The following is a 20,900-nucleotide window of genomic DNA, read 5'->3' as shown; positions in this document are numbered from 1 at the left end:
GGAATAAAGAAGGGAGGTGCCACCAATGGCTGACCAAGATGGAAACGGCACAACACCCAATGTCTTGCTGATCACGACAGATCAACATCGCTGGGATTGGCTTGGGTGCCATGGCACGCCGGGGGTTGTGACGCCTCAACTCGACGCGTTGGCGGGGCGTGGTACGAGGATCACCGGTCATGTCACCAATTCGTCGGTGTGTGTACCGGCGCGGATCGGGCTGGCTACAGGAAGGACCCCGCTGTCAATCGGGGCGCAATCCAACAATGACGTTCTCGACTCCGCCCTGCCGACGTATTACCAACAGCTCCGCGATGCCGGCTACAAGGTCGGCGTAGTCGGCAAACTCGACCTCGACAAGGGAGATCTCCAACATGGCCCCCGCGGCGATCGTCCCAAGGCATACCGCTGGGGGTTCACCCATCCCATCGAGACGCTGGGCAAGATACTCGCCGGCCTCCCTTTCCCCAACGCACCTTCTGGCCCTTACAACATGTGGCTTCAAGAACAAGGTCTCTGGGAGGGCTTTAGAGATGACTACTCCGCCCGCATGCATGAGATTTTCGCCGGACGCCCGGGATTCGGCGGCGAGAAATCGCTTTCTGATCTGTGGTACCGAGACTCGGTGCTTCCAACCGAGGCGTGGGTGGACCATTGGATCGGCCGAAAGGCGTGTGAATGGCTCGAGGAAGTGCCTAGTGGTTTCCCCTGGCACCTCTATGTCAGCTTCTGCGGGCCTCACGACCCGTTTGACCCGCCGAGGGAGTTCGGAGAGCAATTTCGCGACGCCGATGTCCCTGAACCCGTGCTCGACGAAGGGACACCTCGGGCCAAGAGGTTCGGCCAGTCGCAGTCTGCTCTCCCCCCGGATGAGTTGATGAAAGCCCGCCGCCAATACACGGCAGAATTGGCCGCCATCGACATCCAAATCGGCGAAATTCTGGCCACGTTGGACGCAATCGGTCAGACCGAAGACACCATCGTGATGTTCACTGCCGACCATGGCGAGATGCTGGGCGACCATCGCCTCTTCCAGAAACACTACGGCTACGAGCCGTCGATGCGGATACCGATGATCGCAGCCGGACCGGGAATCTCCAACGGGGTAAGCAACGCGCTGACCGAGCTCATTGACGTGACGGCCACGATTCTCGACTACACCGGCACGGAGATCGAGGAGATCGACGGTCGCTCACTGCGCCCGATCTTCGAGCATGCCGAGTCTCAAATCCGGGATGCCACTACCTGTACCGAGCACCAGCATCGATCGATCCGCACTGACCAGTGGAAGTACATCCACAATGTCCAATCGCCAGACGACCCTCACGAGCTCTATAACTTGTTCGAAGACCCTGACGAGACCACAAACTTGATCGACTCTGAGCCCTCTATCGCAGAGGACCTTCTCCAGGGGCTAGTCGAGTTGCTGGGCGCCGAAGAGGTTCTGGCCCCAATTGAGGCCGAGTCAACTGGCTTCTTCCTAGCCGCCGAGGGCCAATGACGGCTGGCACTCGCCACCCAGCGATCTAGGAGCGACGAGGGCCGCCTCGGGTGCCCGGCCACCGGGAGCCGCCGATGACATCGGCCATGGGCCAGAACGCATCGGGGTCCAGAGGGCCGGCGTTGGTGATCTGCCGGTCGATCATCCGGTTGGTTACCAACTGCGCCGAAAGCTGCTCGACGATTGGGAAGTAGCGGGCTACCGGATCCCAGGGACTTTCCAGCAACCGCAGTTCCCCGTCGATGTCTTCGACATGTACCTGCTCGAAGGTGGTGGCCACATCCACCACGTGGGGAGGGAAGTCGTACTCCTTCTCCGCGCCGCCGATGGCCCGGGAGTACTTGGTCCACCACTCGTGCTCGGTGTACTCACCGGCCTTCGGCTCCACTGCTCCGGTGACATCGCCCTCGAACTCGAAGAAGGTGTATCCCTGATGGATGGTCCGGGCCTCTACCCGGTTGCCCAGACGATAGAAGCGGATGTCGCACGGATACTTGGGCTGGCCGTTGGTCTCGCCGCTGATGAAGATGGCGGCCTCCTGGTCAATGCCCAGGCCCAGGCTGTACTGACCGCTGGTGCCCTGCCAACTGGCCGGTACCTTCACGCTCACGCCGTACTCCGGTTCGCCCAGCACCGGCACGCAGTAAACACCCACCGTGACAATCGGCTCACCCGGGGTGAGCCCCGGGGGAAGAATCTGCTCAATACCAGCCGAGTCGGTCCGGTACTCAACGGTCAGCTTGGGCCAGCCAGCTACTTCACCAGGTCGGCTCATCGGTGTTTCAGTCACAGTGCCTCCAATGCTGGATACTGCGAAACCGCACGGTTCCGCTCGTCCATGTGCCCATAGTGTATTTGCAGCGCGAAAGACGCGCACCAGTGAGGTGCTCCGACCGCAGTATCGCCCATACTGGACTCATGGGGTTCGCCGAGCGCGGCAGCAAGTCTGGCTGGGCGCCATGATGACTTTCGCCGAATTCATGGAGCGGGCGCTGTATGACCCCGAGCGCGGGTTCTACGAGTCGGGCCAGGCTGGACGGCGAGGCGGTCACTTCATCACCAGCCCTGAGGTGGGGCCACTTTTCGGCGCCGTGGTGGGCCGGATGATGGACCGACGCTGGGGCGAGACAGGCAGACCCGATCCGTTCACCGTGATCGACGCCGGTGCCGGACCAGGCACCCTGGCCCGCACTGTGGCCAAGGCCGAGCCTCTGTGTACCCCTGCTCTGCGTTGGACCAACATTGAGCGCAGCGCCGCAGGGCGAGCCGCCCACACCGTTGGAGAATCCCGTGCCGACATGCCCCTCGGACCGATCAACGGGGTGATTGTGGCCAACGAACTGCTCGACAACCTGCCGCTGCGCTTGTTCGACCCCGACGGTCACGAGGTGGTCAACCGCCCCAACCCCGAGACCCGACTGGCCCCCCGCCAAGACCAGGCCTGTGCCTGGCTGGCCCAGGCGCTGTCGATCCTGAACCAGGGCACTGTGGTGGTCATCGACTACATGAGCACGACCGAAGAGATGGCCTCCCGGCCGTGGCCCGAGTGGCTGAGGACGTACCGGGGCCACGAGCGGGGCGATGATCCCTGGACAGCTCCCGGAACCCAGGACATCACCTGCGAAGTGGCCCTCGATCAATTGGCCGCGGTCTGCCCGCCCACCCGAGTCTTTGCCCAAGCCGAGTGGCTACAAGAGCACGGCATCGAAGAACTGGTCGCCGAAGGCATTGACGCTTGGCGAGCCGGAGCCGCCCAAGGCGATCTCGTCGCAATAGCTGGTCGCAGCCGGGCCATCGAAGCCGAGGCCCTGCTCGACCCAGCCGGGCTGGGGGGTTTCACCGTGGCCGAATGGGACGTACCCGCTCCGGGTTGAGCTGAATCAGGTCTTGGCCCGAACGGCGGCCCGAAACCCCAGCGCCACCGGGTTGGCCCCATCGACTTCTGGGTGGATGGCCACCTGATAGCGGCCCGGCGTCGGCAGCTTCATCGCCCGGAAGTCAGCCACGAACGGAACGTTGACCAGTTCGCCGGGATCATGGCCCGATCCCAGCTTCACCTGAACCTCGCCCACCATCTCGGCCAGCTTGTGCCCATCGGCATCCTCAACCCTCACCTTGATCTTGTTGGGATTGGCGGCCTCCACCGGCGACATCTCCAGCACCAGCGCCAGCATGACCCCGATCGGCGCCGGAAACGACTCCCGATACACCCGGGTGATGCCCGCCGAGCTCACAAACAGCAACCCCTCCCGCACCTGGGCAAAATCACACAGCGTGGCAACCCGAATATCCATAACCGCTGATCAGCTCCCGGCCTCAAGTAGCTCCACTACCTGACCATAACCTCTATAGGGCGACAGACTGTAGGCTCGCCGCGCTGCACAGCGAAAACCTCGGAAAGGAATGAGCAATGTCCGATGCCACCATTGAGGACTACTACGTCGAAGACCGCACTTTCGCCCCAGCCGCCGATTTCGCTGCCGCCGCACTGGCCAACGACCGCTCGCTCTATGACGAGGCCGATGCCGACTATGAATCGTTCTGGGCCCGGCAAGCCCGCGATCTGCTCAGCTGGGACAGCGATTTCCACACCGTGCTGGAGTGGGACCTCCCCTTCGCCCAGTGGTTTATCGGCGGCGCCCTAAACGTGTCGTACAACTGCCTCGACCGCCATGTCGAAGCGGGCAAGGGCGACAAGATCGCCTTCCACTGGGAGGGGGAGCCGGGAGACACCCTTACCATCACCTATGCCGATCTGTTGACCGAGGTCTCCAAGTTCGCCAACGTGCTCAAGAGCCTGGGCCTGGGCGCCGGCGACCGGGTGGCCATCTACATGCCGATGATTCCCGAACTGCCGGTTGCCATGCTGGCCTGCACCCGCATCGGGGTGGCCCACTCGGTGATCTTCGGCGGCTTCTCCCCCGACGCCATCGTCGACCGCTGCGAGGACGCCGAGGCCCGGCTCATCATCACCGCCGATGCCGGTTACCGCCGGGGCGCTCCGTCGATGCTGAAGCCCAACGTGGACACCGCCCTCAGCCAGGGAGCGGCCTCGGTGGAGAACGTTGTGGTGGTCAATCGCTGCGATACCGACGTCGAGATGGCCGAGGGCCGCGACCTGTGGTGGCACGACCTAATGGCCGAAGCATCGGCCGACTGCCCGCCCGAGCCAATGGACTCCGAGGCGCTCCTCTACCTGTTGTACACGTCGGGCACCACCGCCAAGCCCAAAGGCATCATGCACACCACCGGCGGCTATCTCACCCAGGTGGCGTTCACCCACAAGTACGTGTTCGACCTCAAGCCCGACACCGACGTGTATTGGTGCGCGGCCGACATCGGCTGGGTCACCGGCCACAGCTACATCGTGTACGGCCCGCTGGCCAACGGCGCCACCTCGGTCATCTACGAGGGCACCCCCGACACCCCCGGCCGCGACCGGCTGTGGGACATCGTGGAGCGCTACGGCGTCACCCAGCTCTACACCGCCCCCACCGCCATCCGCACCTTCATGAAGTGGGGCGCCCAAGAGCCGGCCAAACACGACCTGTCCAGCCTGCGGGTGCTGGGCACGGTGGGCGAGCCCATCAACCCCGAGGCCTGGATGTGGTACCACACCCACATCGGCGGCGAGAGTTGCCCCATTGTGGACACCTGGTGGCAGACCGAGACCGGCGGACACATGATCTCCCCGCTGCCCGGCGTCACCACCACCAAGCCGGGGTCGGCCACTCATCCCATCCCCGGGGTGTTCGCCGAGCTGGTGGACGACGACGGCCAGCCAGTGGAGCAGGGCGGGGGCTATCTCACCATCACCCGCCCATGGCCGTCGATGCTGCGGGGCATCTGGGGCGACCCCGAGCGCTACCGGGAGACCTATTGGAGCCGGTTCGACGGGCGCTACTTCGCCGGTGACGGAGCCAAAGTGGACGACGACGGCTACCTCTGGCTGCTGGGCCGGGTGGACGACGTTATGAACGTTTCCGGCCACCGCATCTCCACCACCGAGGTGGAATCAGCCCTGGTGGACCACGCCGCGGTGGCCGAGGCTGCCGTGGTGGGCGCGGCCGACGACACCACCGGCCAGGCCATCATCGGCTATGTGATCTTGCGGGGCAGCCACGACGCCACCGACGATCTGGGCGAGGAGGTCCGCCAGCACGTGGCCGCCAAGCTCGGGCCCATTGCCCGGCCCAAGACGGTGGTGCTGGTGCCCGACCTGCCCAAGACCCGCTCGGGCAAGATCATGCGCCGCCTGCTGCGGGACGTGGCCGAGGGCCGCAGCCTGGGTGACACCACCACCCTGGCCGACCAGTCGGTGGTGGACGAGATCCGCACCCGAGCCGCCGAATCCCCCCAAGAAGATTGACCGAACGAGCCGGCCCTTCCCACTGGACATGGCGGGGCGCGCCCATCGACGGCGGCCCCGCGGTGATCGTCGATGTCGACGGAGTGATCTCCGACGGCAGCGGCCGCCAGAACTTGGCCCAGGACCGCCGCTGGGACGAGTTCTTCGCCGCCTGCCCCGACGACCCCCCGCTAGAAGCGGCGGTGGCCCTGGTCAACTCGCTGGCCTCTGACATCGCGGTCGTGCTGCTCACCGCCCGCCCCTGGCTGCTGCTTGACGACACGGTGGCTTGGCTGCAAGCCCAAAGCGTCCGCTGGGATCTCCTGATCCTACGACCTCCCAACAGCGGTGACCGGTCCCGCGTCTACAAGGCCGCAGAGGTGGAGAACCTCCGCAAACACGGCTTCGAGTTGCTGTGCGCCCTAGAAGACGACCCCCGCAACGTGGAGATGTACACCGAGGCCAACGTCCCCTGCGTCTACATCCACTCCGGCTACTACGACCGCTGACAAGCGAAAACTCAGGTTGGCGAAGGTTCCGGCCAAGCATGCACGACTGGGTGATCAGCTTCGACAGGCTCAACATAGGCTGCGCCACCTGGCGTGCCGAGGCCGGCGATCTGGAAGAAGTCGGCGTTGACCTCGGTGAATTTCTGGAACTCAGCGGGCAAGAACGCCTCAGGGTAGATGGCCTCAACCGGACATACCGGCTCGCAGGCCCCGCAGTCGATGCACTCGTCGGGCTGGATGTAGAGCATCCGCCCGCCCACATAGATGCAGTCCACGGGGCACTCCGCCACGCAGGCGGCGTCTTTCACATCAATGCAAGGGGGTCCGATCACGTAGGTCACGGGCACCCCCGATAGCCGGGGTGCCGGTCATAGACCCGCTCCAGCATGTCGAGGTAGTCCGGTTCGGCTGCTGCTGACAGCGGACTGGGCTGCTGGCCGGGGTAGCCAATCCGTTCTCGCACCTCAGCGCTGAGGTAGTAGGCACCCACCACGGTCGTGGACAACACGGCAAAGTCACCGGGGCGATCCGCCGCCAACCGTCGCACGAAAGCCTCAAGACCATCGGCAGGAGCCTCGTCCAGTAGGGCAAGCACCGGCTCGGATAAGGAAGGTGCGGCGGCAAGACATCGGTCCAACAGATCGTCAGCCACGCCAACCGTCGAAGCGGCCGGCATGCCCAGGCCCTGAGCCACGAGGATGTCGGCCAGCCGCGCCAGTATGAGGCGCTGGGCTGGAGTCGGCCCGGAGCTGCTCATGCCGGAACATCCTGCGATGCCCGGGCCTCAATCAAGTGATCGGTGACCCGCAGCGCGTTGGCCATGATGGTGGCCGTCGGGTTGGCTGATCCCCCGGTGACAAACACACCGCCATCGATCACGTAGAGATTGGGCACGTCGTGGGCCCGGCACCAACGATCCACGACCGAAGTCTGTGGATCGTTGCCCATTCTGGTTGTGCCCAGCACATGGCCGATGCCGGAGGGCCATACGTCGCGCACCAGGGTGGACACCGCTCCTGATGCCTCCGCTGCCTCGACGGCCCGTGCCACGTTGAAGTCGAGCATTCTTCGGGTATTCCCCGATACCCGGTATTCGATGCGAGCGGCAGGTAGTCCCGAAGAGTCGCACACCTCTGGGTCAAGGGTCACCCGGTTATCGTCCTCGGGGAGGTCCTCCGCTTGGATACCCCAGGTGAAGGTGCGCCCGAAAACCTCATCGGCTGCCCGATGGAAATTGGGGCCCCATATTGCGTCGAAGCCCTCACCGCGGTGGGCCTCCTGGTACTCCGCCACGGCAAACATGGGTCCCCCGTGCGGCATCACCATCCACTTAGCACCGCGCACAAAATCGCGGTCGGGGTGGGACTCGGCGAACTCCAGCGAATAGATGACTTGCCCCCAGGGCCCCTGCCAGCTGTCGATCGGCTCTTCGCAGACCACCGAAACCGTTTGGTAGGGATGCTGCATGAGTCGTCGTCCCACTAATCCTGAAGAGTTGGCCAGACCATCGGGGAATCGCGGCGATGTCGACAAAAGCAACAGACGAGCGGTTCCCACCGCGTTAGCGGCCAATATCACCACCTGCGCTGGTTGGAAGTGCTCCGCTCCTTCGCGGTCTCGATACACGGCACCACGCCCCCGACCTCGTTCATCCAAGGGGATCTCCAGCACGCGGGCACCCGTCACCAGACGGGCACCCGCAGCCTGCGCCGAAGGCCAGTGCGTGAGCGATGGAGTGGCCTTGGCGTTCTCCGGGCACCCGATCATGCATGTGCCTCGCCGCTGACAGGCCTGAAGAGAGCGGTGGCGGCGCGAAGCAATCGCGTTGGCACCGGGCCACCAGTGCCAACCCAGGCGGTCCATTCCCTCGGAAGCGACCCGTCCGATCTTTCCAATGGGAATGGGCGGGTTGGGGTAGGCATCCGTTTCGGGCAGAGCCGGGTCGCCGCCCAAGCCTGACACCGACATATCCCGGGCTACCTGGGCGTACGGCCGCGCAAGATCGGACCAGCCGATTGGCCAGTCATCAGCAACCCCGTCGAGCGCCCGCACCCTGAAGTCCGAAGCCAGCAACGGCTGCCACATGGCTGCCCACTGCACCAGCCCGCCACCAACGCCGTTGTACATAACCGGGCGCACATCCGCGTTGCCGGTCAGCGGATAGTCGGCCGGTCCTTGGCGGACGTTGGGATCGGGATTCCAGCGTTCGATCCATGCCAGCTCAGCCTCTGGTTGGGCGCTCATGTAGTCTGCCGGGCTGCTCCAGTCGCCCTGCTCCAGGCAGACCACCTCGAAACCAGCGGCCGCCAGGCGAGCAGCGGCGACCGAGCCTGAGGCGCCCGCGCCGATGATCACTACGTGCGATTGGTGTGCCTGCGTCACCATATTGAAATAATATACTTTGCTGAAGATAGCCACCCTCTCGTGGAAGTGACTGACTTGCACTCGCCAGACCAGAACAGCGAACACTCCAACTGGCACACTCCGGCCCCCACGGCCCGCCTTGCCATCGCCGATCGACCTCCGCTCACCGTGCAGGCGGTGGGCAATGAGATCAAGCGGTTGCGCAAGATCCAGGGGTCAACACTGGAGCAGCTTGCTTCGGCTTCAGGGGTGAGCGCCGGACTGCTATCGCAGGTTGAGCGGGGACAGGGCAACCCATCGTTCAACACGCTCGTGCAGGTGGCCCACGCCCTCGGCATCCCAGTAGCTCGACTCGTTGCCGGCGAGCAGATGACCTCGCCGGTGGTAAGACGTGAGGATCGTCGCCGGCTGAATCTCCCCAATGACGAGCTGGTCGTGGCCGAGTTGCTCACCGCCCGGACCGACAGCGCCCTTGAGGTAATCCGCATCGAGACCGAGCCGGGGTACTCCACCGAAGACACCCCGTTCGTACACGAAGGCGAGGAATTCGGCATCGTCTTGGAGGGAACACACGCCGTCAACGTCGGCGGCACCCACTACGTGCTGCGGGCGGGCGACTCGATTTCCTACGACTCCACCATCCCCCACTGGTACGAGAACCCCGGCGAGGTCACCTCGGTGTCGCTATGGGTAGTGACTCCTCCGAGCTTCTAGGCGATGGGCCCTTCAGTCACTCAACCAGCCACCGAGGCACCGGTGAAGGCCTCGGTCACCCGACCGGCCGCCGATGCCCGGGTGATGGCTAAAAGCGATGTAGTAGTGGTGGGGGGCGGACCAGCTGGCTTGGCCGCGGCCGTCTCGGCAGCCCGCCAAGGGGCCAGCGTGACCCTGCTGGAGCGTTACGCCCACTTGGGAGGCCTGGCGGCAGGGGGAATGGTTCTGGTGCTCGACGACTTCGCCGACGGTGCCGAAGAGGTCACCGTTAACGGCATAGCCCAGGAGATGGTGGAACGTCTAGACGCGCTGGGGCTGGCCGTCTACCCACCACCCGAAGACAGAGTGCTCAGCGACGAGATGTGGAAGCGGTGGTCCCGATGGGGCGTGTTCGACCTCTACGCAAAGGGGCCCCAAAAGTCCATCGTGTACGCGGTGGCTTTCGATCCCGACGGTTGGAAGCGAGTGGCCAACAATCTCGTCGAAGAAGCGGGCGTCGATGTCCGGCTCCATTCGTGGTACTCGGCACCGATCATGGAGGGAGAGACCATCTCTGGCGTGATCTGCGAGACCAAAACCGGCCCCCAGGCCGTCCTCGGCGATGTCGTGATCGACGCCAGCGGGGACGCAGACGTGGCCGCCACTGCGGGCGCTCCCTTCGTGGAGGGCTCCTACATGGTCACCACGGTGTTCCGCCTCGGCAACGTCGATACAGACGCCGCCGAGCACTTCGAGCACACCCAGCCGGCCGACTGCCACACAGTGAACCGCGGGGCGCGGCGCATTCTCGGCGGCTCTTGGGCCATATGGTGGTTGAAGACGCCTCTGCCGGGTGTCGTGTGGTGCAACTGCCCGCACATGACCGGCTACGACGGGCTGAGCGTGGAAGATCTCACCGCCGCCGACCGGGAGGGACGCAAGAGAATCGCCGGCCTCGTGGAATACGTGCGTGAGCACTATCCGGGATTTGAGAAGGCCGTGGTGATCGATGTGGCACCCCAGATCGGAGTACGCCAGTCACGCCTTCTAGAAGGCGAGTACGTCGTCTCCAAAGACGACGTGGTCAATCGGGTGCACTTTGCCGACAGCGTGGCCCGCGGCCGGGGCTACTACACCCCGTATCGAGCAATGCTGCCCCGCGAAGTGGAGCAGCTTCTGGTCGCCGGGCGGCACTACTCGGTGACTCCCGAGGCCCAGAAGCTGTCAAGGGAGATTCCTCCCTGCATGGCGATGGGCGAGGCGGCCGGTACAGCCGCCGTCGAGGCATTGGACACCGGCGTTGCCGTCCGCAAGGCGGACGTTGCGGCTGTGCAGCGCCGCCTGCGCCGCCAAGGCGCCGACCCGGGAGACATCCCCTCCCCCCGGGCGCGCCCGGCCAGCCCCCCGGAACTGGGGGCCCCGTGAGCGGCTGGGCCACGAACAACAGCGCGGCCCAGCCGCTGGCCGGGATACGGGTTCTGGACTTCTCGCAGATCATGATGGGGCCGGTCGCCACCCAGCTCTTGGCCGACCACGGAGCGGATGTGCTGAAAATCGAGCGCCCCGGCAGCGGCGACATCTTCCGCCATGCCATCGTCGATCCCGACGGCGCTGAGCACCCTGCCTTCGGGGCGGTGAACCGCAACAAGCGCAGTCTGGTGGTCGACGTCCGCATACCCGAGGGATTGGCCCTGATCGACGACCTAGTGGCCGCAGCCGACGTGATAGTCAACAACTACCGGCCGGGCGTGATGGACCGCCTGGGTCTGGGATACGAGCGACTGTCGGGCATCAATCCCGGCATCGTCTACGCCCAGGGAACCGGCTTCGGCACCGAGGGGGTGTATGCCCACAAGGGCGGTCAAGACATCCTGGCGCAGGCCCTCACCGGGGCAATGTCGCACAAAGCCGACGACGAACACCCCACCGCCATCTATCCCGTATCGCTGGCCGATTACACCGCGGGCATGCACATGGTGCAGGGGATCCTCATGGCGCTGCTTCAGCGGACCCGCACAGGACACGGCCAGAGGGTCGAGGTTTCGCTCTATGACTCCCTTCTCGCCATGCAAATCTTGGAGGCCACGACCTCGTTGATGGGCCGGGGCATCGTGAACTGGGCCCGTCTCCCCCTAGTGGGCACGTTCGCCGCCGCCGACGGTGAGGTCGTTGTGGTGGGCGCCTTCAAACCGAATCCGCTGCGCGACATCTGCGCCGCCCTCGACCAGCCAGACCTCTCGGCGGAACCCGACTTCGCCACCATGGCCGATCAGGAGGTGAATCGGCCCCGTCTTCAGGCCTTGATCGCCGAGGCCATCGGGCGGTTCACCTGTGCTGAGGTGATCGAGCGTCTCGAGGCCCAAGATGTGCTCTGCGCGCCGGTGCGAACCCTCGAAGAGGCGCTGCAAGACCCGCACACAGCGCCCATGATCGTGGAGGTGCCCCGGCCAGTTCTGGCACCGCTGCGTTCTCTGGCATCGCCGGTGCATCTGCCAGACGCGCCAGCCTCAGGGCAGCACCCCCCGCCGCGGCTCGGTGAGGGAACAGCCGACGCGTTGGCGGACTACGGGATCGAATCCGAGCGCGTGGATGCGCTTATGACCGCGGGAGTATTGGCATGAGTATTGACCTCGTTGTGGCCGACCACGTCGCCCGGGTGACGATCAATCGCCCCGAACGGCTCAACGCCATCGACGAGGCCCACCAAGACGAATTACTGCGGACCTGGGAGGCGATCGAGGCTGACCACTCGGTGCGAGTCGTGGTGCTCACCGGCGCCGGTGACCGCTCCTTCTGCGCTGGTGACGACATGCGCGCCGAAGGTGCCACAGATCTCGACTACTGGCTGAGACCCCGTAGAGACGGCTTCGGCCACCTCCCGCTGCGCGACTCCCTGGACGTGCCCGTGCTGGCCAGGGTCAACGGCTATGCGCTCGGAGGTGGCCTAGAACTCGTGGTGGGCTGCGATTTGGCCGTGGCGTCTGAGGACTCCGTTTTGGGCTTTGTGGAGCCTCGGCTGGGCCGCCTACCGCTCGACGGGGGAATCGTGTCACTGGCACGACAGTTGCCCGCCAAGTGGGCCATGGAGGTTCTGTTGACCGGCAAGCGATTTAGCGCCACCGAGGCGCTGGCTCTGGGCCTGTTGAACGAGGTCGTCCCCGCGGCGGAACTAGACGCTGCTGTGGACCGCTGGCTAGAGGAACTGCTGGCTTGCGCCCCGCTGTCGCTGCGGGCCATCAAACAAATCGTGCGCCGTACTCCTCACATGACCGCTTCCGACGCCCGTATGGCCAACCTCCCCGCCCTGGTGGAGGTGCTGACATCGTCGGACTGCGATGAGGGAATTCGAGCCTTCAGCGAGAAGCGAGCCCCTCGCTGGGAAGGCCGCTGAGCCACCCGCGCCGGTCGGGTGCCAAAGCTATTTTTGATTAATTGAAGATTTGTACTTTCGATTTATTGAAAAACTGCATTATAGTGAACTCACTGCCCCACGCAGGGAGGAATCTGATGAGAAATCGACTCAAGTTCGCGGCCATCCTGCTGGCCCTCACCCTCGCAGCCGCAGCCTGCGGAAACGATGACGACGGGGGCACAGCCGTTCCGGAACCCGCCGCCACAACGGCTGAGGAGCCGACGCAGGCACCAACGCCCGAGGCTACCGAGGCACCTACCGTCGCTCCGACGCCCGCCCCGGAACCCGTCAAGCCACCCTCGGTGGCCCTTGTGGTCAACCAGAGGGCAGGCGACCTGGGACCGATCGACGACCTCGTACGAGGGCTCGAGATGGTAGAGGCCGACTTCGGCTCCGACACCACCTTCATCGAGGCAACCGATCCGTCGACCTTCGAGACCACCCTGCGCAACCTCGCCAATCAGGGTACAGACATCATCGCGGTGACCTTCCCGCCCATGCAGGACGCCGTGACCGCAGTAGCCCCCGAATACCCGGACACCCGCTGGATCCACATTTTCGGCTTCGAAGGCGGTGTCGACAACCTCGTCTCCGTTGGTTTCGACTATTACAAAGGCACCTACCTGGCCGGGATCCTAGCTGGCGCTCTAAACACCACCGGCAAGGTGGGATTCGTGGGCGGCGTGTCAATCCCACCGCTGAACGCGGACTACAACGCCTTCGTGGCCGCGGCCCAGACCAAGAATTCCGACATCACGGGAGAAGCCGCTTTCGCGGACTCTTTCGAAGACCCCGCCAAGGGTCGAGAACTCGGCGCAGCGCTGTACGACGGCGGCGTAGAAATCATCATGACCGATGCGGCCGCCACCGACCTCGGCGTCATCCAGGCCGCCGAGGAGAAGAATGGCTATGTGATCGGCGGCTCGGAGAACTACTTCACCAGTCCTGCTGTTATTGGCAGCGTCTTGCTGTATTGGTCGCAGGTTCTCTACGACCAAGTCGATCACGCCCTCAGCGACAACTATACGCCCGGCTACATCGGCGCTGGCGTGGCCGAGGGCGGCGTGGACCTGGTGATCAACCCCGACTTTCTTGCCAACGGCCCAGCAGAGATGGTGGAGATCATCAACGCCACACTGGGTGAGATCGATGAGGCCCGCTCGCAGATCACCGACGGGTCTCTCGAAGTGCCCTTCGATCCCGAGCTCTGACACCGGTAACCTCGATTTGATGAAGGTGCCGAGCGGATCGGCATCCGGCTCAGCTCCGGCGGTTAGCAGCCGGTCGCTCGGCGTCTCGTTCGGTGCCGTCCAAGCACTGCACAACGTGAGCTTCGACCTTGCCCCTGGTCGAATCCACGCGTTGGTCGGCCAAAACGGGGCGGGCAAGACCACACTGGCCAAGGTGCTCGGCGGTCTCCAGGCACCGCATTCCGGAGACGTGTACATAGCTGGCCAGAAGATTCCCCTCGGCGACGTGCGCGCCGCCCAAATGGCCGGACTGGCCATGGTTCATCAGCACTTCTCGCTGCCCCCATCCTTTACGGTCGCGGAAGCCCTCGAGCTGACCGCGGCCCGAAACAGTGGTCGCTCGTTCTACCGGCGGGCGGAGCTACACCGGTACTGGCAGAACTACGTTGCCGAATTAGGCGGCCCGGCAATGATGTCAACCCGAATTCGGGATCTGCCTGTGGAAACTCGCCAGTCGTTGGAAATCGTGCGGGCACTGGCTGGCGACGCGCGGATCTTGTTGCTGGACGAACCTACGGCCTTGCTCACGCCTGCGGCCGCCGATCAGTTGTTCGAGCGGTTGATGCGCCTTCGCGACGACGGGGTGACCATCCTCATCGTGCTGCACAAGCTGCGGGAAGTGTCCGCCGTCGCGGAGACGGTGAGCGTATTGCGCAACGGCGGATTAGTCCTTGGCCCGAGTGAGATGTCGGAAGTCTCCGAGGGTCAGCTCAGCGACGCCATCGTCGGCCCCGCAGCAAGTGTGGATCGCACCATCGGCATAGCGCCATCTGCTGGGACAACACAGGAGACGCTGCTGGAGCTGGTTGGGGTCTCCAGCCAGAAGTCGACCTTCGAGCTCGGTCTGAGCGGAATCGACCTCAGCGTCCAGTCCAGGGAGATAGTGGGCATTGCCGGTGTGGAAGGCAACGGGCAGCGGAGCCTGGTCTCGGTGATCGCCGGCCTCACCCCCATCGCCGACGGCTCTTTCCTGTTAGGCGGGGTCGACGCAACTCGCACTAGCCCCGCTCGCAGAAGGCTGCGAGGGCTGCGCTTGGTGCCTTTCGACCGCAACAGCGAGGGGGTCAGCCGCAGTGCGCCTTTGTGGCTGAACCAATCGGCGCTTCGCCTCATCGGACGGCAGCGCCGACAGCACCCGCTGATCTCGCTTCGCCAGTACAAGCGGCAGGCAGCCGAAGCGATGGACCTTTGGCGGGTGCGCTATGAATCCGTCGCGCAACCAACCGCAAGCCTCTCCGGCGGAAATGTGCAGCGCCTGATCCTGTCAAGGGAGCTGGCCCCCGGTCTAGAGGTGCTGGTGGCGGCCCAGCCCACTCGTGGCCTCGACTTCTCCGCCACCAACTTCGTGCGCCGATCGCTGCGAGAGCTGCGAGGCGGCGGCGCGGGCATCTTGTTGGTGTCCTCCGACCTCGATGAACTGTTCGAGCTCTCAGACCGCCTCCTTGTGATGTACGGCGGGCGCATCGTGGCAAGCTTTGAAACGCCCTACGACCGGCAGGCAGTGGGAGACGCAATGACTGGGGCTCTGCGGTGACCGGCAGCCTGCAACGGGTGGCTTCCACCGTGGTGCTTCTGGTCGTATCCCTCCTTTTGACGGCGCTAATCCTGTGGGCAAGCGGCTACCGCGTGGGCGATGTGTTCTCCGGCATCATCCAGGGGGCTGTCACCGCCACAGGGGCTTCAACCTCGACGATCCGCTGGGCGATTCCACTGCTGCTCATCGGTTTGGGAGTGGTGATCGGATTTCGGGCCGGCTTCTTCAACATCGGCGGCCAGGGACAGTTCTACATAGGTGCCTGCTGTGCCCTGGCCGTGTCGCTGGGATGGCGGGAGGGTCCGGCCCCACTGGTGATCCTGTGCGGCATGCTCGCGGCCATCGGCGCCGGGACGGCCTGGTCGCTTCTCCCCGGCTACCTGCGAGTGCGCTTCGGCACCGACGAAGTGCTTACCACGCTGATGATGAGCTTCATCGGCGCTCTGGTGCTTCAGTATCTGACCGCCGGACCCATGCGCAACCCGTCGGGTACGGGCCAAACCGCAGCTAGCGAGCGTATTCCCGAATCGTTCCGCATCACCGACGGCTCAGGGGTGTCGGCAACCGTGCTAGTGCTCGTCGGCGGCGTGGCCGTGCTGGTGTGGCTGCTGCTTGAGCGCACCCGCTTCGGGCTGGCCATGACCCTGGTGGGCCGGAACCCCACCATGGCCCGCTGGCAAGGCGTCAACGTGCGCGGCGTCGGCCTGGCTACTTTCGCCCTGTCTGGGGCGCTGGCCGGCCTCGCCGGAGCGGTGGAGCTCTACGGTCCCGGTGCTCGCCTGGTCACAGGGTTCTCTCCCGAAGTGGGCTTCACTGCCGTTGTCGTGGCGCTCGTCGGCCTTCTAACCGTTGGAGGCGCCGTGGTGGCCGCCGTCTTGTTCGGTGGTTTGCAGTCGGCCATCTTGTTCTTGCCGATCGTGACCGATCTTCCACCGCCCGCGTTGGTGCTGCTGCACGGCATGGTGGCGTTCCTGGTCACCATCAAATTCAAAGCAGTGCGGCTGCGAGCGGGCGCGGGAGCGAAGGCCACGGCAGGCTGATGGAGCAGATCCTCGCCACCACGCTTCGCTCGGCCGCCCCCCTGGTGCTGGTGGCCACCGCAGGCGTCTTCGCCTTCCGGGCCGGGATCTTCCATCTAGGGCTCGAGGGGTTGATGATTACCGGGGCATTTACAACTGTGGCCGTCGGCGACGCCACCGGATCGGTGGCACTTGGGATTCTCGCAGCCGTCGGCGCTTGCATGTTCCTTTCTGCGCTGTACTGGTGGGTGATCGGCCCCCTCGGGGCCAACGTCATAATCGCCGGGTTGGGGCTCACCTCCATCGGACTGGGCGGAACAGCGTTCGCCCTCGGCGCCATCTTCGACAAACGCGGCTCTATCTTCACTGGCGTGGTGCTGCCTCGACCGGTAAGCGGTATCACCTCGGGGGCGGGGGTGATTGTCTCGGAACTCTCGATCCTCGTGTGGATCACACCGCTGATTGTGCTGGCCGCCTGGTTCGTGTTGCGACGCAGCCGTTTCGGGCTGCGCCTCGCCGCAGTGGGCGAATACCCGTTCGCGGCCCGCTCTGCGGGTGTGAACCCATCGCTCGTGCGGCTTCAGGCGCTGCTCATTGCCGGAGCGCTTTGCGCTCTCGGCGGGGCTGAGCTGTCGGTGGGAGCGCTGCGCAACTTCACCGAGAACATGACCAATGGCCGGGGGTTCATCGCCTTTGTAGCGGTTATCTTCGGGGCCTGGCACCCCATAGGCGCAGCTCTAGCCGGGTTGTTCTTCGGATTCACCGACGCCATCGGCATCCAATCACAAATCAACATCACCGAGAGGGTTCCGCGCGAGTTCGTGCTGATGATCCCCTTCGTCATCACGATCTTCGCTGTGTGGCTGGGCGGGCTTTGGCGGCGGCGGTCCCTGGAAGCCGAAGCGGGTTACGCCGAACTCCGGGAACCTGACTATTGAGCAAGCGGCCGCACCCCACCCCGGCCATTGCCGCTTGCTCTCTGCGTTCCGATAACCTGCAATCAGACCGAAAAGGAGTCGGCTGGGCATGAACACGATCAAGACATTTCTCCTGCTGGTGCTCATGGCGGCGCTGTTCGTGGCCGTCGGCGGACTTTTGGGCGGCAGTGGTGGGCTGGCAATCGGGATTATCATCGCGGTGGTCGTGGTAGGCGGCTCGTATTGGTTCAGCGACAAGCTGGCCATCGCCTCGGCTCGGGCGGTGCCGGTGACCTCCGCGCAACTCCCCCAATACCACGCCATCATGGAAGAGCTCACTACCAAGGCCCAGGTGCCGATGCCCAAGCTGTACGTGAGCCCCAATCCCCAGCCCAATGCCTTCGCCACCGGCCGCAATCCCAAGCACGCCGCGGTGGCCATCACCGAGGGGCTTATCAACCACTTGAGCTGGGATGAGATCCGGGGCGTGCTGGCCCACGAACTGGCCCACATCCGCAACCGCGACATCCTCATCGGCTCGGTGGCCGCGGCCATCGCCATGGCCATCACTTTTGCCTCTCGCATCGCGGTGTGGGGCATGATCTTCTTCGGCGGCCGGGGCCGCGATCGGGGCATGGGCGATCTTGTCGGCGTGTTGATCGCCGCCATCTTGGCCCCCATTGCCGCCAGCCTGATCCAAATGGCCATAAGCCGCACCCGGGAGTATCAGGCCGACGCCTCGGCTGCCCGGCTCATCGGCGACGGAGAACCCCTGGCCCGGGCGCTGGAGAAGCTGAACGCCGCCTCCCAGCGCATACCGGTCAACGTGCCGGTGGAGCAGGCGTCCCACTACATCGTCAACCCCCTCACCGGCCGGGCCAATTTCCGCAGCCTCTTCAGCACCCACCCCCCCGCCGAAGAGCGAATCCGCCGCCTCCGCGCCGGCGAATGGGTCCCCCAGGCGTACTAAGCCGCCAACTCCACCCGGCGGCAGTCAGTCCCGGAAGTTGCCGAACTGGAGGGGGATGGCGAAGTCGGCCTCTTTGAGGGCGGCGATCACCTCTTGGAGCATGTCCCGCTTCTTGCCGCTCACTCGGAGCTGGCCGCCCTGGGTCTGTGAGGACACGCCCTTCATGCCCAGGTTCTTGATGAACTTGTTCAGCTCCCGGGCCTTGTCCGCCGAGATGCCCGCAGCCAGCGCCGCCTCCTGGCGAACAGTCCCGCCCGCGGCATCCTCCACCGACCCGTAAGTCACTCCCTTCAAAGAAACCTTGCGCCGCACCAGCTTCTCCTCCAACACCTGACGGGCTGCTGCCAGCCGGTCCTCGCTGGACGACCGCAGAGAAATCACGCCGTCGCCCAGCGCCACCTCGCTACCCGTGTTCTTGAAGTCATATCGGCCATGGATCTCCCGGGCCGCCTGGTCCACCGCATTGCGGACCTCCTGCATGTCCAGCTCAGAAGAAACATCAAATGTCGGCATAACCCGAACCTACCGCACCGCCACCAACTCTACTCGTGCCGTCAAAGGAAGACGATCTGAGATAATGACGTCTGTTCCAAGACCGTTTTCGAGCAGCGTCACCAAGGAGAGATGGCCATGACTTCCATTCCTGAATCCGAGGTACATCACATCACCGAAGAGGAGCTAGACGTGCTCATCGAGAAGACCCTGCAAGAGGCCGGGGTCGAGCTAGAAGAACTCCGCCGCCAGTACATCCTCGGCAGATTCGAGTCCGAAAAACTCCGCCGGACATGGTTCGTAGTCGCGGGCCTCGGTCGCGCCTGAATTGAGTAGGGCAGCGCCCTCGCCGCCCAGTAAGGTTGTCCTTCGTTGGGTCGGTGCCCGAGTGGCCAAAGGGAACGGGCTGTAAACCCGTCGGCATTGCCTTCGGAGGTTCAAATCCTCCCCGGCCCACACAACCATTGCGCAACACTGAAATGCACCTCACCTCTGGTCAGACCGACGCGAGGTAGTCAACCGACATGGCGACTTGGGGTGCCGACTCACTGATTGAAATCGTTGGGACTTTTGAACGTTTTTCAGGGGGCAATGTGTCACTGGGGTTGGTGTAATTTCATGTATGGAATTTACGCATAATCCCAGCTCAGGCGGCGGTAAGGCCGGCGTGGCTACGGATTTCGGGTTCCCGGATTTTCTGGGGCGGGCGCTTCGGAGCTGTTGGGTTTGATGGGCGAGGCTGATCTGTTGCGCCGTCGGGCGGAGGGCTATCTGGTAGGGCTGGTCCCCCGCTACGGCGAGCTCGAGGGGCCGGGCGCGGCTTCCACGGTGTGCCACCAACTGGGCATCAGCGCATATCGGGCCCGCCGGCTGGCCAAGACGGCTCAGGGGGTCGCGGCCATGCCGGAGGTTCTGGGCGCGGTACAAAACGGGCGCATCTCCGCGGATCAGGCCGGGTTGGTGGCCGAGTCGCACAAGCGGGCGCCGATGAGTGAACAAGACCGCCAGGAGATCTTGGCGCTGGGCGGCTGGCAGGGCCACGACGATTTCAAAAAGACCGTCGCCGCCCGCGAGGACCAGCGCCGCGCCGCCGGCGGCATGGGACGCGCCGAGCGCCGACGGGCCCGCCGCAGCGCCAAGGTGTTCGACGCCTCCGGCGGCATGGTGGTGTTGCACGCCGAGTTCGACCAGGTGTCCGGCGAGCGGGTCAAGACCGCCCTTGGCGCCATGAGCGCCAAGATGCTCGGCGACGACATCGCCTTCGACCCCATCCGCACCTTCGAGCAGCGCAACGCCGACGCGCTGGTCGCGCTCATCACCCAACAGCCCGCCGCCACAACCCCAGACGCAATTGCAGGCGGTGCGGCGGGCGGGTTCGACTGCGGGATCCGCCCGCAGAAAACAGTGCTGGTGGTGTCCGCCGACTACGACGCCATCGACGGCCAACTCAAAAGCGCAGGGCTGATCGACGGCACCCCCATCGAACTAGACGAGCTCCGCCGCCTGGCCTGCGACGCAGAGATCGTTCCGATGATCTTCGCAGCCGACGCACAGCCCCTATATGTGGGAAGAGCCCAAAGAGCGGTAACCAAAGCCCAGAAGCTGGCCCTTTACCGCAGAGACCGCGGCTGTGTGGGCTGCGGCCTCAGACCCCAGGTGTGCGACGCCCACCACATCCAACCATGGGACCACAACGGGCCCACCGACATAACCAACCTGGTGCTGTTGTGCCCCCGCTGCCACACAAAAGTCCACAAACACGGCCACACCATCCACCACGACACCAAAACCGGCCGATACCACCTCCAACCCCCACCCCGGCCCAACCCCACAACCCACCCACCGCCCGCTGAACAACGAGCAGCCGCTTGAACACTCACCCCCGACACCT

At 64.6% G+C, this 20,900-nt stretch carries 21 protein-coding genes and 1 tRNA gene; 16 read left to right on the top strand and 6 right to left on the bottom strand.

Annotation, left to right across the window (positions count from 1 at the left end; all coding sequences use genetic code 11):
- Window positions 1–25: 25 nt before the first annotated feature.
- On the top strand, window positions 26–1,501 hold the full coding sequence (locus ACOOGG_RS09315) for a sulfatase (protein ID WP_420434523.1): 1,476 nt from the start codon (window positions 26–28) through the stop codon (window positions 1,499–1,501).
- 25 nt (window positions 1,502–1,526) lie between these two features.
- Here the strand turns inward: ACOOGG_RS09315 and ACOOGG_RS09310 are convergent, their stop codons facing one another.
- On the bottom strand, window positions 1,527–2,291 hold the full coding sequence (locus tag ACOOGG_RS09310; protein ID WP_420434521.1) for an acetoacetate decarboxylase family protein: 765 nt from the start codon (window positions 2,289–2,291) through the stop codon (window positions 1,527–1,529).
- 172 nt (window positions 2,292–2,463) lie between these two features.
- Here ACOOGG_RS09310 and ACOOGG_RS09305 point away from each other — a divergent pair, with 172 nt between their 5' ends.
- Window positions 2,464–3,375 carry an SAM-dependent methyltransferase gene (locus tag ACOOGG_RS09305; RefSeq protein ID WP_420434519.1) on the top strand — a complete coding sequence of 304 codons (912 nt, stop codon included), beginning with the start codon at window positions 2,464–2,466 and terminating at the stop codon, window positions 3,373–3,375.
- Window positions 3,376–3,381: 6 nt separating this feature from the next.
- Here the strand turns inward: ACOOGG_RS09305 and ACOOGG_RS09300 are convergent, their stop codons facing one another.
- The gene (locus ACOOGG_RS09300) at window positions 3,382–3,795 is read right to left on the bottom strand and encodes a DUF6941 family protein (RefSeq protein WP_420434517.1); all 414 of its coding nucleotides are present in this window, start codon (window positions 3,793–3,795) and stop codon (window positions 3,382–3,384) included.
- A 116-nt stretch (window positions 3,796–3,911) separates the two neighbouring features.
- Here ACOOGG_RS09300 and acs point away from each other — a divergent pair, with 116 nt between their 5' ends.
- Both acs and ACOOGG_RS09290 read left to right on the top strand, forming a co-directional pair.
- On the top strand, window positions 3,912–5,870 hold the full coding sequence (gene acs / locus ACOOGG_RS09295; RefSeq protein ID WP_420434515.1) for an acetate--CoA ligase: 1,959 nt from the start codon (window positions 3,912–3,914) through the stop codon (window positions 5,868–5,870).
- Window positions 5,867–6,358 carry a hypothetical protein gene (locus tag ACOOGG_RS09290; RefSeq protein ID WP_420434513.1) on the top strand — a complete coding sequence of 164 codons (492 nt, stop codon included), beginning with the start codon at window positions 5,867–5,869 and terminating at the stop codon, window positions 6,356–6,358. The genes acs and ACOOGG_RS09290 overlap by 4 nt, the downstream gene beginning before the upstream one ends.
- Window positions 6,359–6,369: 11 nt before the next feature.
- Here ACOOGG_RS09290 and fdxA read toward each other — a convergent pair whose 3' ends face one another.
- The 3 genes from fdxA to ACOOGG_RS09275 are packed head-to-tail and all read right to left on the bottom strand — an operon-like array spanning window position 6,370 to window position 8,743.
- On the bottom strand, window positions 6,370–6,699 hold the full coding sequence (gene fdxA, locus ACOOGG_RS09285) for a ferredoxin (protein ID WP_420434511.1): 330 nt from the start codon (window positions 6,697–6,699) through the stop codon (window positions 6,370–6,372).
- On the bottom strand, window positions 6,696–7,115 hold the full coding sequence (locus ACOOGG_RS09280; protein WP_420434509.1) for a hypothetical protein: 420 nt from the start codon (window positions 7,113–7,115) through the stop codon (window positions 6,696–6,698). Before ACOOGG_RS09280 ends, fdxA begins: the two co-directional genes overlap by 4 nt.
- Window positions 7,112–8,743 (bottom strand): GMC oxidoreductase, encoded by a 1,632-nt coding sequence (locus tag ACOOGG_RS09275; RefSeq protein WP_420434507.1) that lies wholly within the window; start codon window positions 8,741–8,743, stop codon window positions 7,112–7,114. Before ACOOGG_RS09275 ends, ACOOGG_RS09280 begins: the two co-directional genes overlap by 4 nt.
- 45 nt (window positions 8,744–8,788) lie before the next feature.
- On the opposite strand from ACOOGG_RS09275, the gene ACOOGG_RS09270 reads away from it, so the two are divergent.
- The 9 genes from ACOOGG_RS09270 to ACOOGG_RS09230 all read left to right on the top strand — a co-directional run bounded on the left by ACOOGG_RS09270 (window position 8,789) and on the right by ACOOGG_RS09230 (window position 18,517).
- On the top strand, window positions 8,789–9,436 hold the full coding sequence (locus ACOOGG_RS09270; RefSeq protein ID WP_420434505.1) for a helix-turn-helix domain-containing protein: 648 nt from the start codon (window positions 8,789–8,791) through the stop codon (window positions 9,434–9,436).
- Window positions 9,437–9,439: 3 nt separating this feature from the next.
- The gene (locus tag ACOOGG_RS09265; RefSeq protein ID WP_420434503.1) at window positions 9,440–10,840 is read left to right on the top strand and encodes an FAD-dependent oxidoreductase; all 1,401 of its coding nucleotides are present in this window, start codon (window positions 9,440–9,442) and stop codon (window positions 10,838–10,840) included.
- Window positions 10,837–12,036 (top strand): CaiB/BaiF CoA transferase family protein, encoded by a 1,200-nt coding sequence (locus ACOOGG_RS09260; protein ID WP_420434501.1) that lies wholly within the window; start codon window positions 10,837–10,839, stop codon window positions 12,034–12,036. Before ACOOGG_RS09265 ends, ACOOGG_RS09260 begins: the two co-directional genes overlap by 4 nt.
- On the top strand, window positions 12,033–12,806 hold the full coding sequence (locus ACOOGG_RS09255) for an enoyl-CoA hydratase-related protein (protein WP_420434499.1): 774 nt from the start codon (window positions 12,033–12,035) through the stop codon (window positions 12,804–12,806). The genes ACOOGG_RS09260 and ACOOGG_RS09255 overlap by 4 nt, the downstream gene beginning before the upstream one ends.
- Window positions 12,807–12,922: 116 nt before the next feature.
- The gene (locus ACOOGG_RS09250; RefSeq protein ID WP_420434497.1) at window positions 12,923–14,038 is read left to right on the top strand and encodes a BMP family ABC transporter substrate-binding protein; all 1,116 of its coding nucleotides are present in this window, start codon (window positions 12,923–12,925) and stop codon (window positions 14,036–14,038) included.
- A gap of 19 nt (window positions 14,039–14,057) precedes the next feature.
- The gene (locus ACOOGG_RS09245; RefSeq protein WP_420434495.1) at window positions 14,058–15,611 is read left to right on the top strand and encodes an ABC transporter ATP-binding protein; all 1,554 of its coding nucleotides are present in this window, start codon (window positions 14,058–14,060) and stop codon (window positions 15,609–15,611) included.
- A 17-nt stretch (window positions 15,612–15,628) separates the two neighbouring features.
- The gene (locus ACOOGG_RS09240) at window positions 15,629–16,651 is read left to right on the top strand and encodes an ABC transporter permease (protein ID WP_420434493.1); all 1,023 of its coding nucleotides are present in this window, start codon (window positions 15,629–15,631) and stop codon (window positions 16,649–16,651) included.
- Window positions 16,651–17,568 carry an ABC transporter permease gene (locus tag ACOOGG_RS09235; protein ID WP_420434491.1) on the top strand — a complete coding sequence of 306 codons (918 nt, stop codon included), beginning with the start codon at window positions 16,651–16,653 and terminating at the stop codon, window positions 17,566–17,568. Before ACOOGG_RS09240 ends, ACOOGG_RS09235 begins: the two co-directional genes overlap by 1 nt.
- Before the next feature lie 88 nt (window positions 17,569–17,656).
- Window positions 17,657–18,517, top strand: a complete 861-nt coding sequence (locus ACOOGG_RS09230; RefSeq protein ID WP_420434489.1) for a M48 family metalloprotease — start codon at window positions 17,657–17,659, stop codon at window positions 18,515–18,517.
- A 24-nt stretch (window positions 18,518–18,541) separates the two neighbouring features.
- Here the strand turns inward: ACOOGG_RS09230 and ACOOGG_RS09225 are convergent, their stop codons facing one another.
- Window positions 18,542–19,030 (bottom strand): YajQ family cyclic di-GMP-binding protein, encoded by a 489-nt coding sequence (locus ACOOGG_RS09225; RefSeq protein WP_420434487.1) that lies wholly within the window; start codon window positions 19,028–19,030, stop codon window positions 18,542–18,544.
- Between the two features lie 117 nt (window positions 19,031–19,147).
- Here ACOOGG_RS09225 and ACOOGG_RS09220 point away from each other — a divergent pair, with 117 nt between their 5' ends.
- The 3 genes from ACOOGG_RS09220 (at window position 19,148) to ACOOGG_RS09210 (ending at window position 20,881) form a co-directional block, all read left to right on the top strand.
- Complete coding sequence (locus ACOOGG_RS09220; RefSeq protein ID WP_420434485.1) at window positions 19,148–19,336, top strand: hypothetical protein; 189 nt, start codon at window positions 19,148–19,150, stop codon at window positions 19,334–19,336.
- Between the two features lie 47 nt (window positions 19,337–19,383).
- Window positions 19,384–19,465 (top strand) — tRNA-Tyr (locus ACOOGG_RS09215).
- Window positions 19,466–19,738: 273 nt separating this feature from the next.
- Window positions 19,739–20,881 (top strand): DUF222 domain-containing protein, encoded by a 1,143-nt coding sequence (locus ACOOGG_RS09210; RefSeq protein WP_420434483.1) that lies wholly within the window; start codon window positions 19,739–19,741, stop codon window positions 20,879–20,881.
- Window positions 20,882–20,900 lie beyond the last annotated feature (19 nt).

Source organism: Candidatus Poriferisocius sp. (genome assembly GCF_965214065.1).
In the GTDB taxonomy this organism is placed as follows: domain Bacteria; phylum Actinomycetota; class Acidimicrobiia; order Acidimicrobiales; family Bin134; genus Poriferisocius.
This window is presented reverse-complemented; position numbering and strand designations above follow the sequence as displayed.

Coding starts and splice junctions, on each gene's coding strand:
- ACOOGG_RS09315 (WP_420434523.1), top strand. CDS start 26: ATGGCTGACCAAGATGGAAACGGCACAACACCCAATGTCTTGCTGATC.
- ACOOGG_RS09305 (WP_420434519.1), top strand. CDS start 2,464: ATGACTTTCGCCGAATTCATGGAGCGGGCGCTGTATGACCCCGAGCGC.
- ACOOGG_RS09300 (WP_420434517.1), bottom strand. CDS start 3,795: ATGGATATTCGGGTTGCCACGCTGTGTGATTTTGCCCAGGTGCGGGAG.
- acs (WP_420434515.1), top strand. CDS start 3,912: ATGTCCGATGCCACCATTGAGGACTACTACGTCGAAGACCGCACTTTC.
- ACOOGG_RS09280 (WP_420434509.1), bottom strand. CDS start 7,115: ATGAGCAGCTCCGGGCCGACTCCAGCCCAGCGCCTCATACTGGCGCGG.
- ACOOGG_RS09275 (WP_420434507.1), bottom strand. CDS start 8,743: ATGGTGACGCAGGCACACCAATCGCACGTAGTGATCATCGGCGCGGGC.
- ACOOGG_RS09265 (WP_420434503.1), top strand. CDS start 9,440: ATGGGCCCTTCAGTCACTCAACCAGCCACCGAGGCACCGGTGAAGGCC.
- ACOOGG_RS09255 (WP_420434499.1), top strand. CDS start 12,033: ATGAGTATTGACCTCGTTGTGGCCGACCACGTCGCCCGGGTGACGATC.
- ACOOGG_RS09250 (WP_420434497.1), top strand. CDS start 12,923: ATGAGAAATCGACTCAAGTTCGCGGCCATCCTGCTGGCCCTCACCCTC.
- ACOOGG_RS09245 (WP_420434495.1), top strand. CDS start 14,058: ATGAAGGTGCCGAGCGGATCGGCATCCGGCTCAGCTCCGGCGGTTAGC.
- ACOOGG_RS09235 (WP_420434491.1), top strand. CDS start 16,651: ATGGAGCAGATCCTCGCCACCACGCTTCGCTCGGCCGCCCCCCTGGTG.
- ACOOGG_RS09230 (WP_420434489.1), top strand. CDS start 17,657: ATGAACACGATCAAGACATTTCTCCTGCTGGTGCTCATGGCGGCGCTG.
- ACOOGG_RS09225 (WP_420434487.1), bottom strand. CDS start 19,030: ATGCCGACATTTGATGTTTCTTCTGAGCTGGACATGCAGGAGGTCCGC.
- ACOOGG_RS09220 (WP_420434485.1), top strand. CDS start 19,148: ATGACTTCCATTCCTGAATCCGAGGTACATCACATCACCGAAGAGGAG.
- ACOOGG_RS09210 (WP_420434483.1), top strand. CDS start 19,739: ATGGGCGAGGCTGATCTGTTGCGCCGTCGGGCGGAGGGCTATCTGGTA.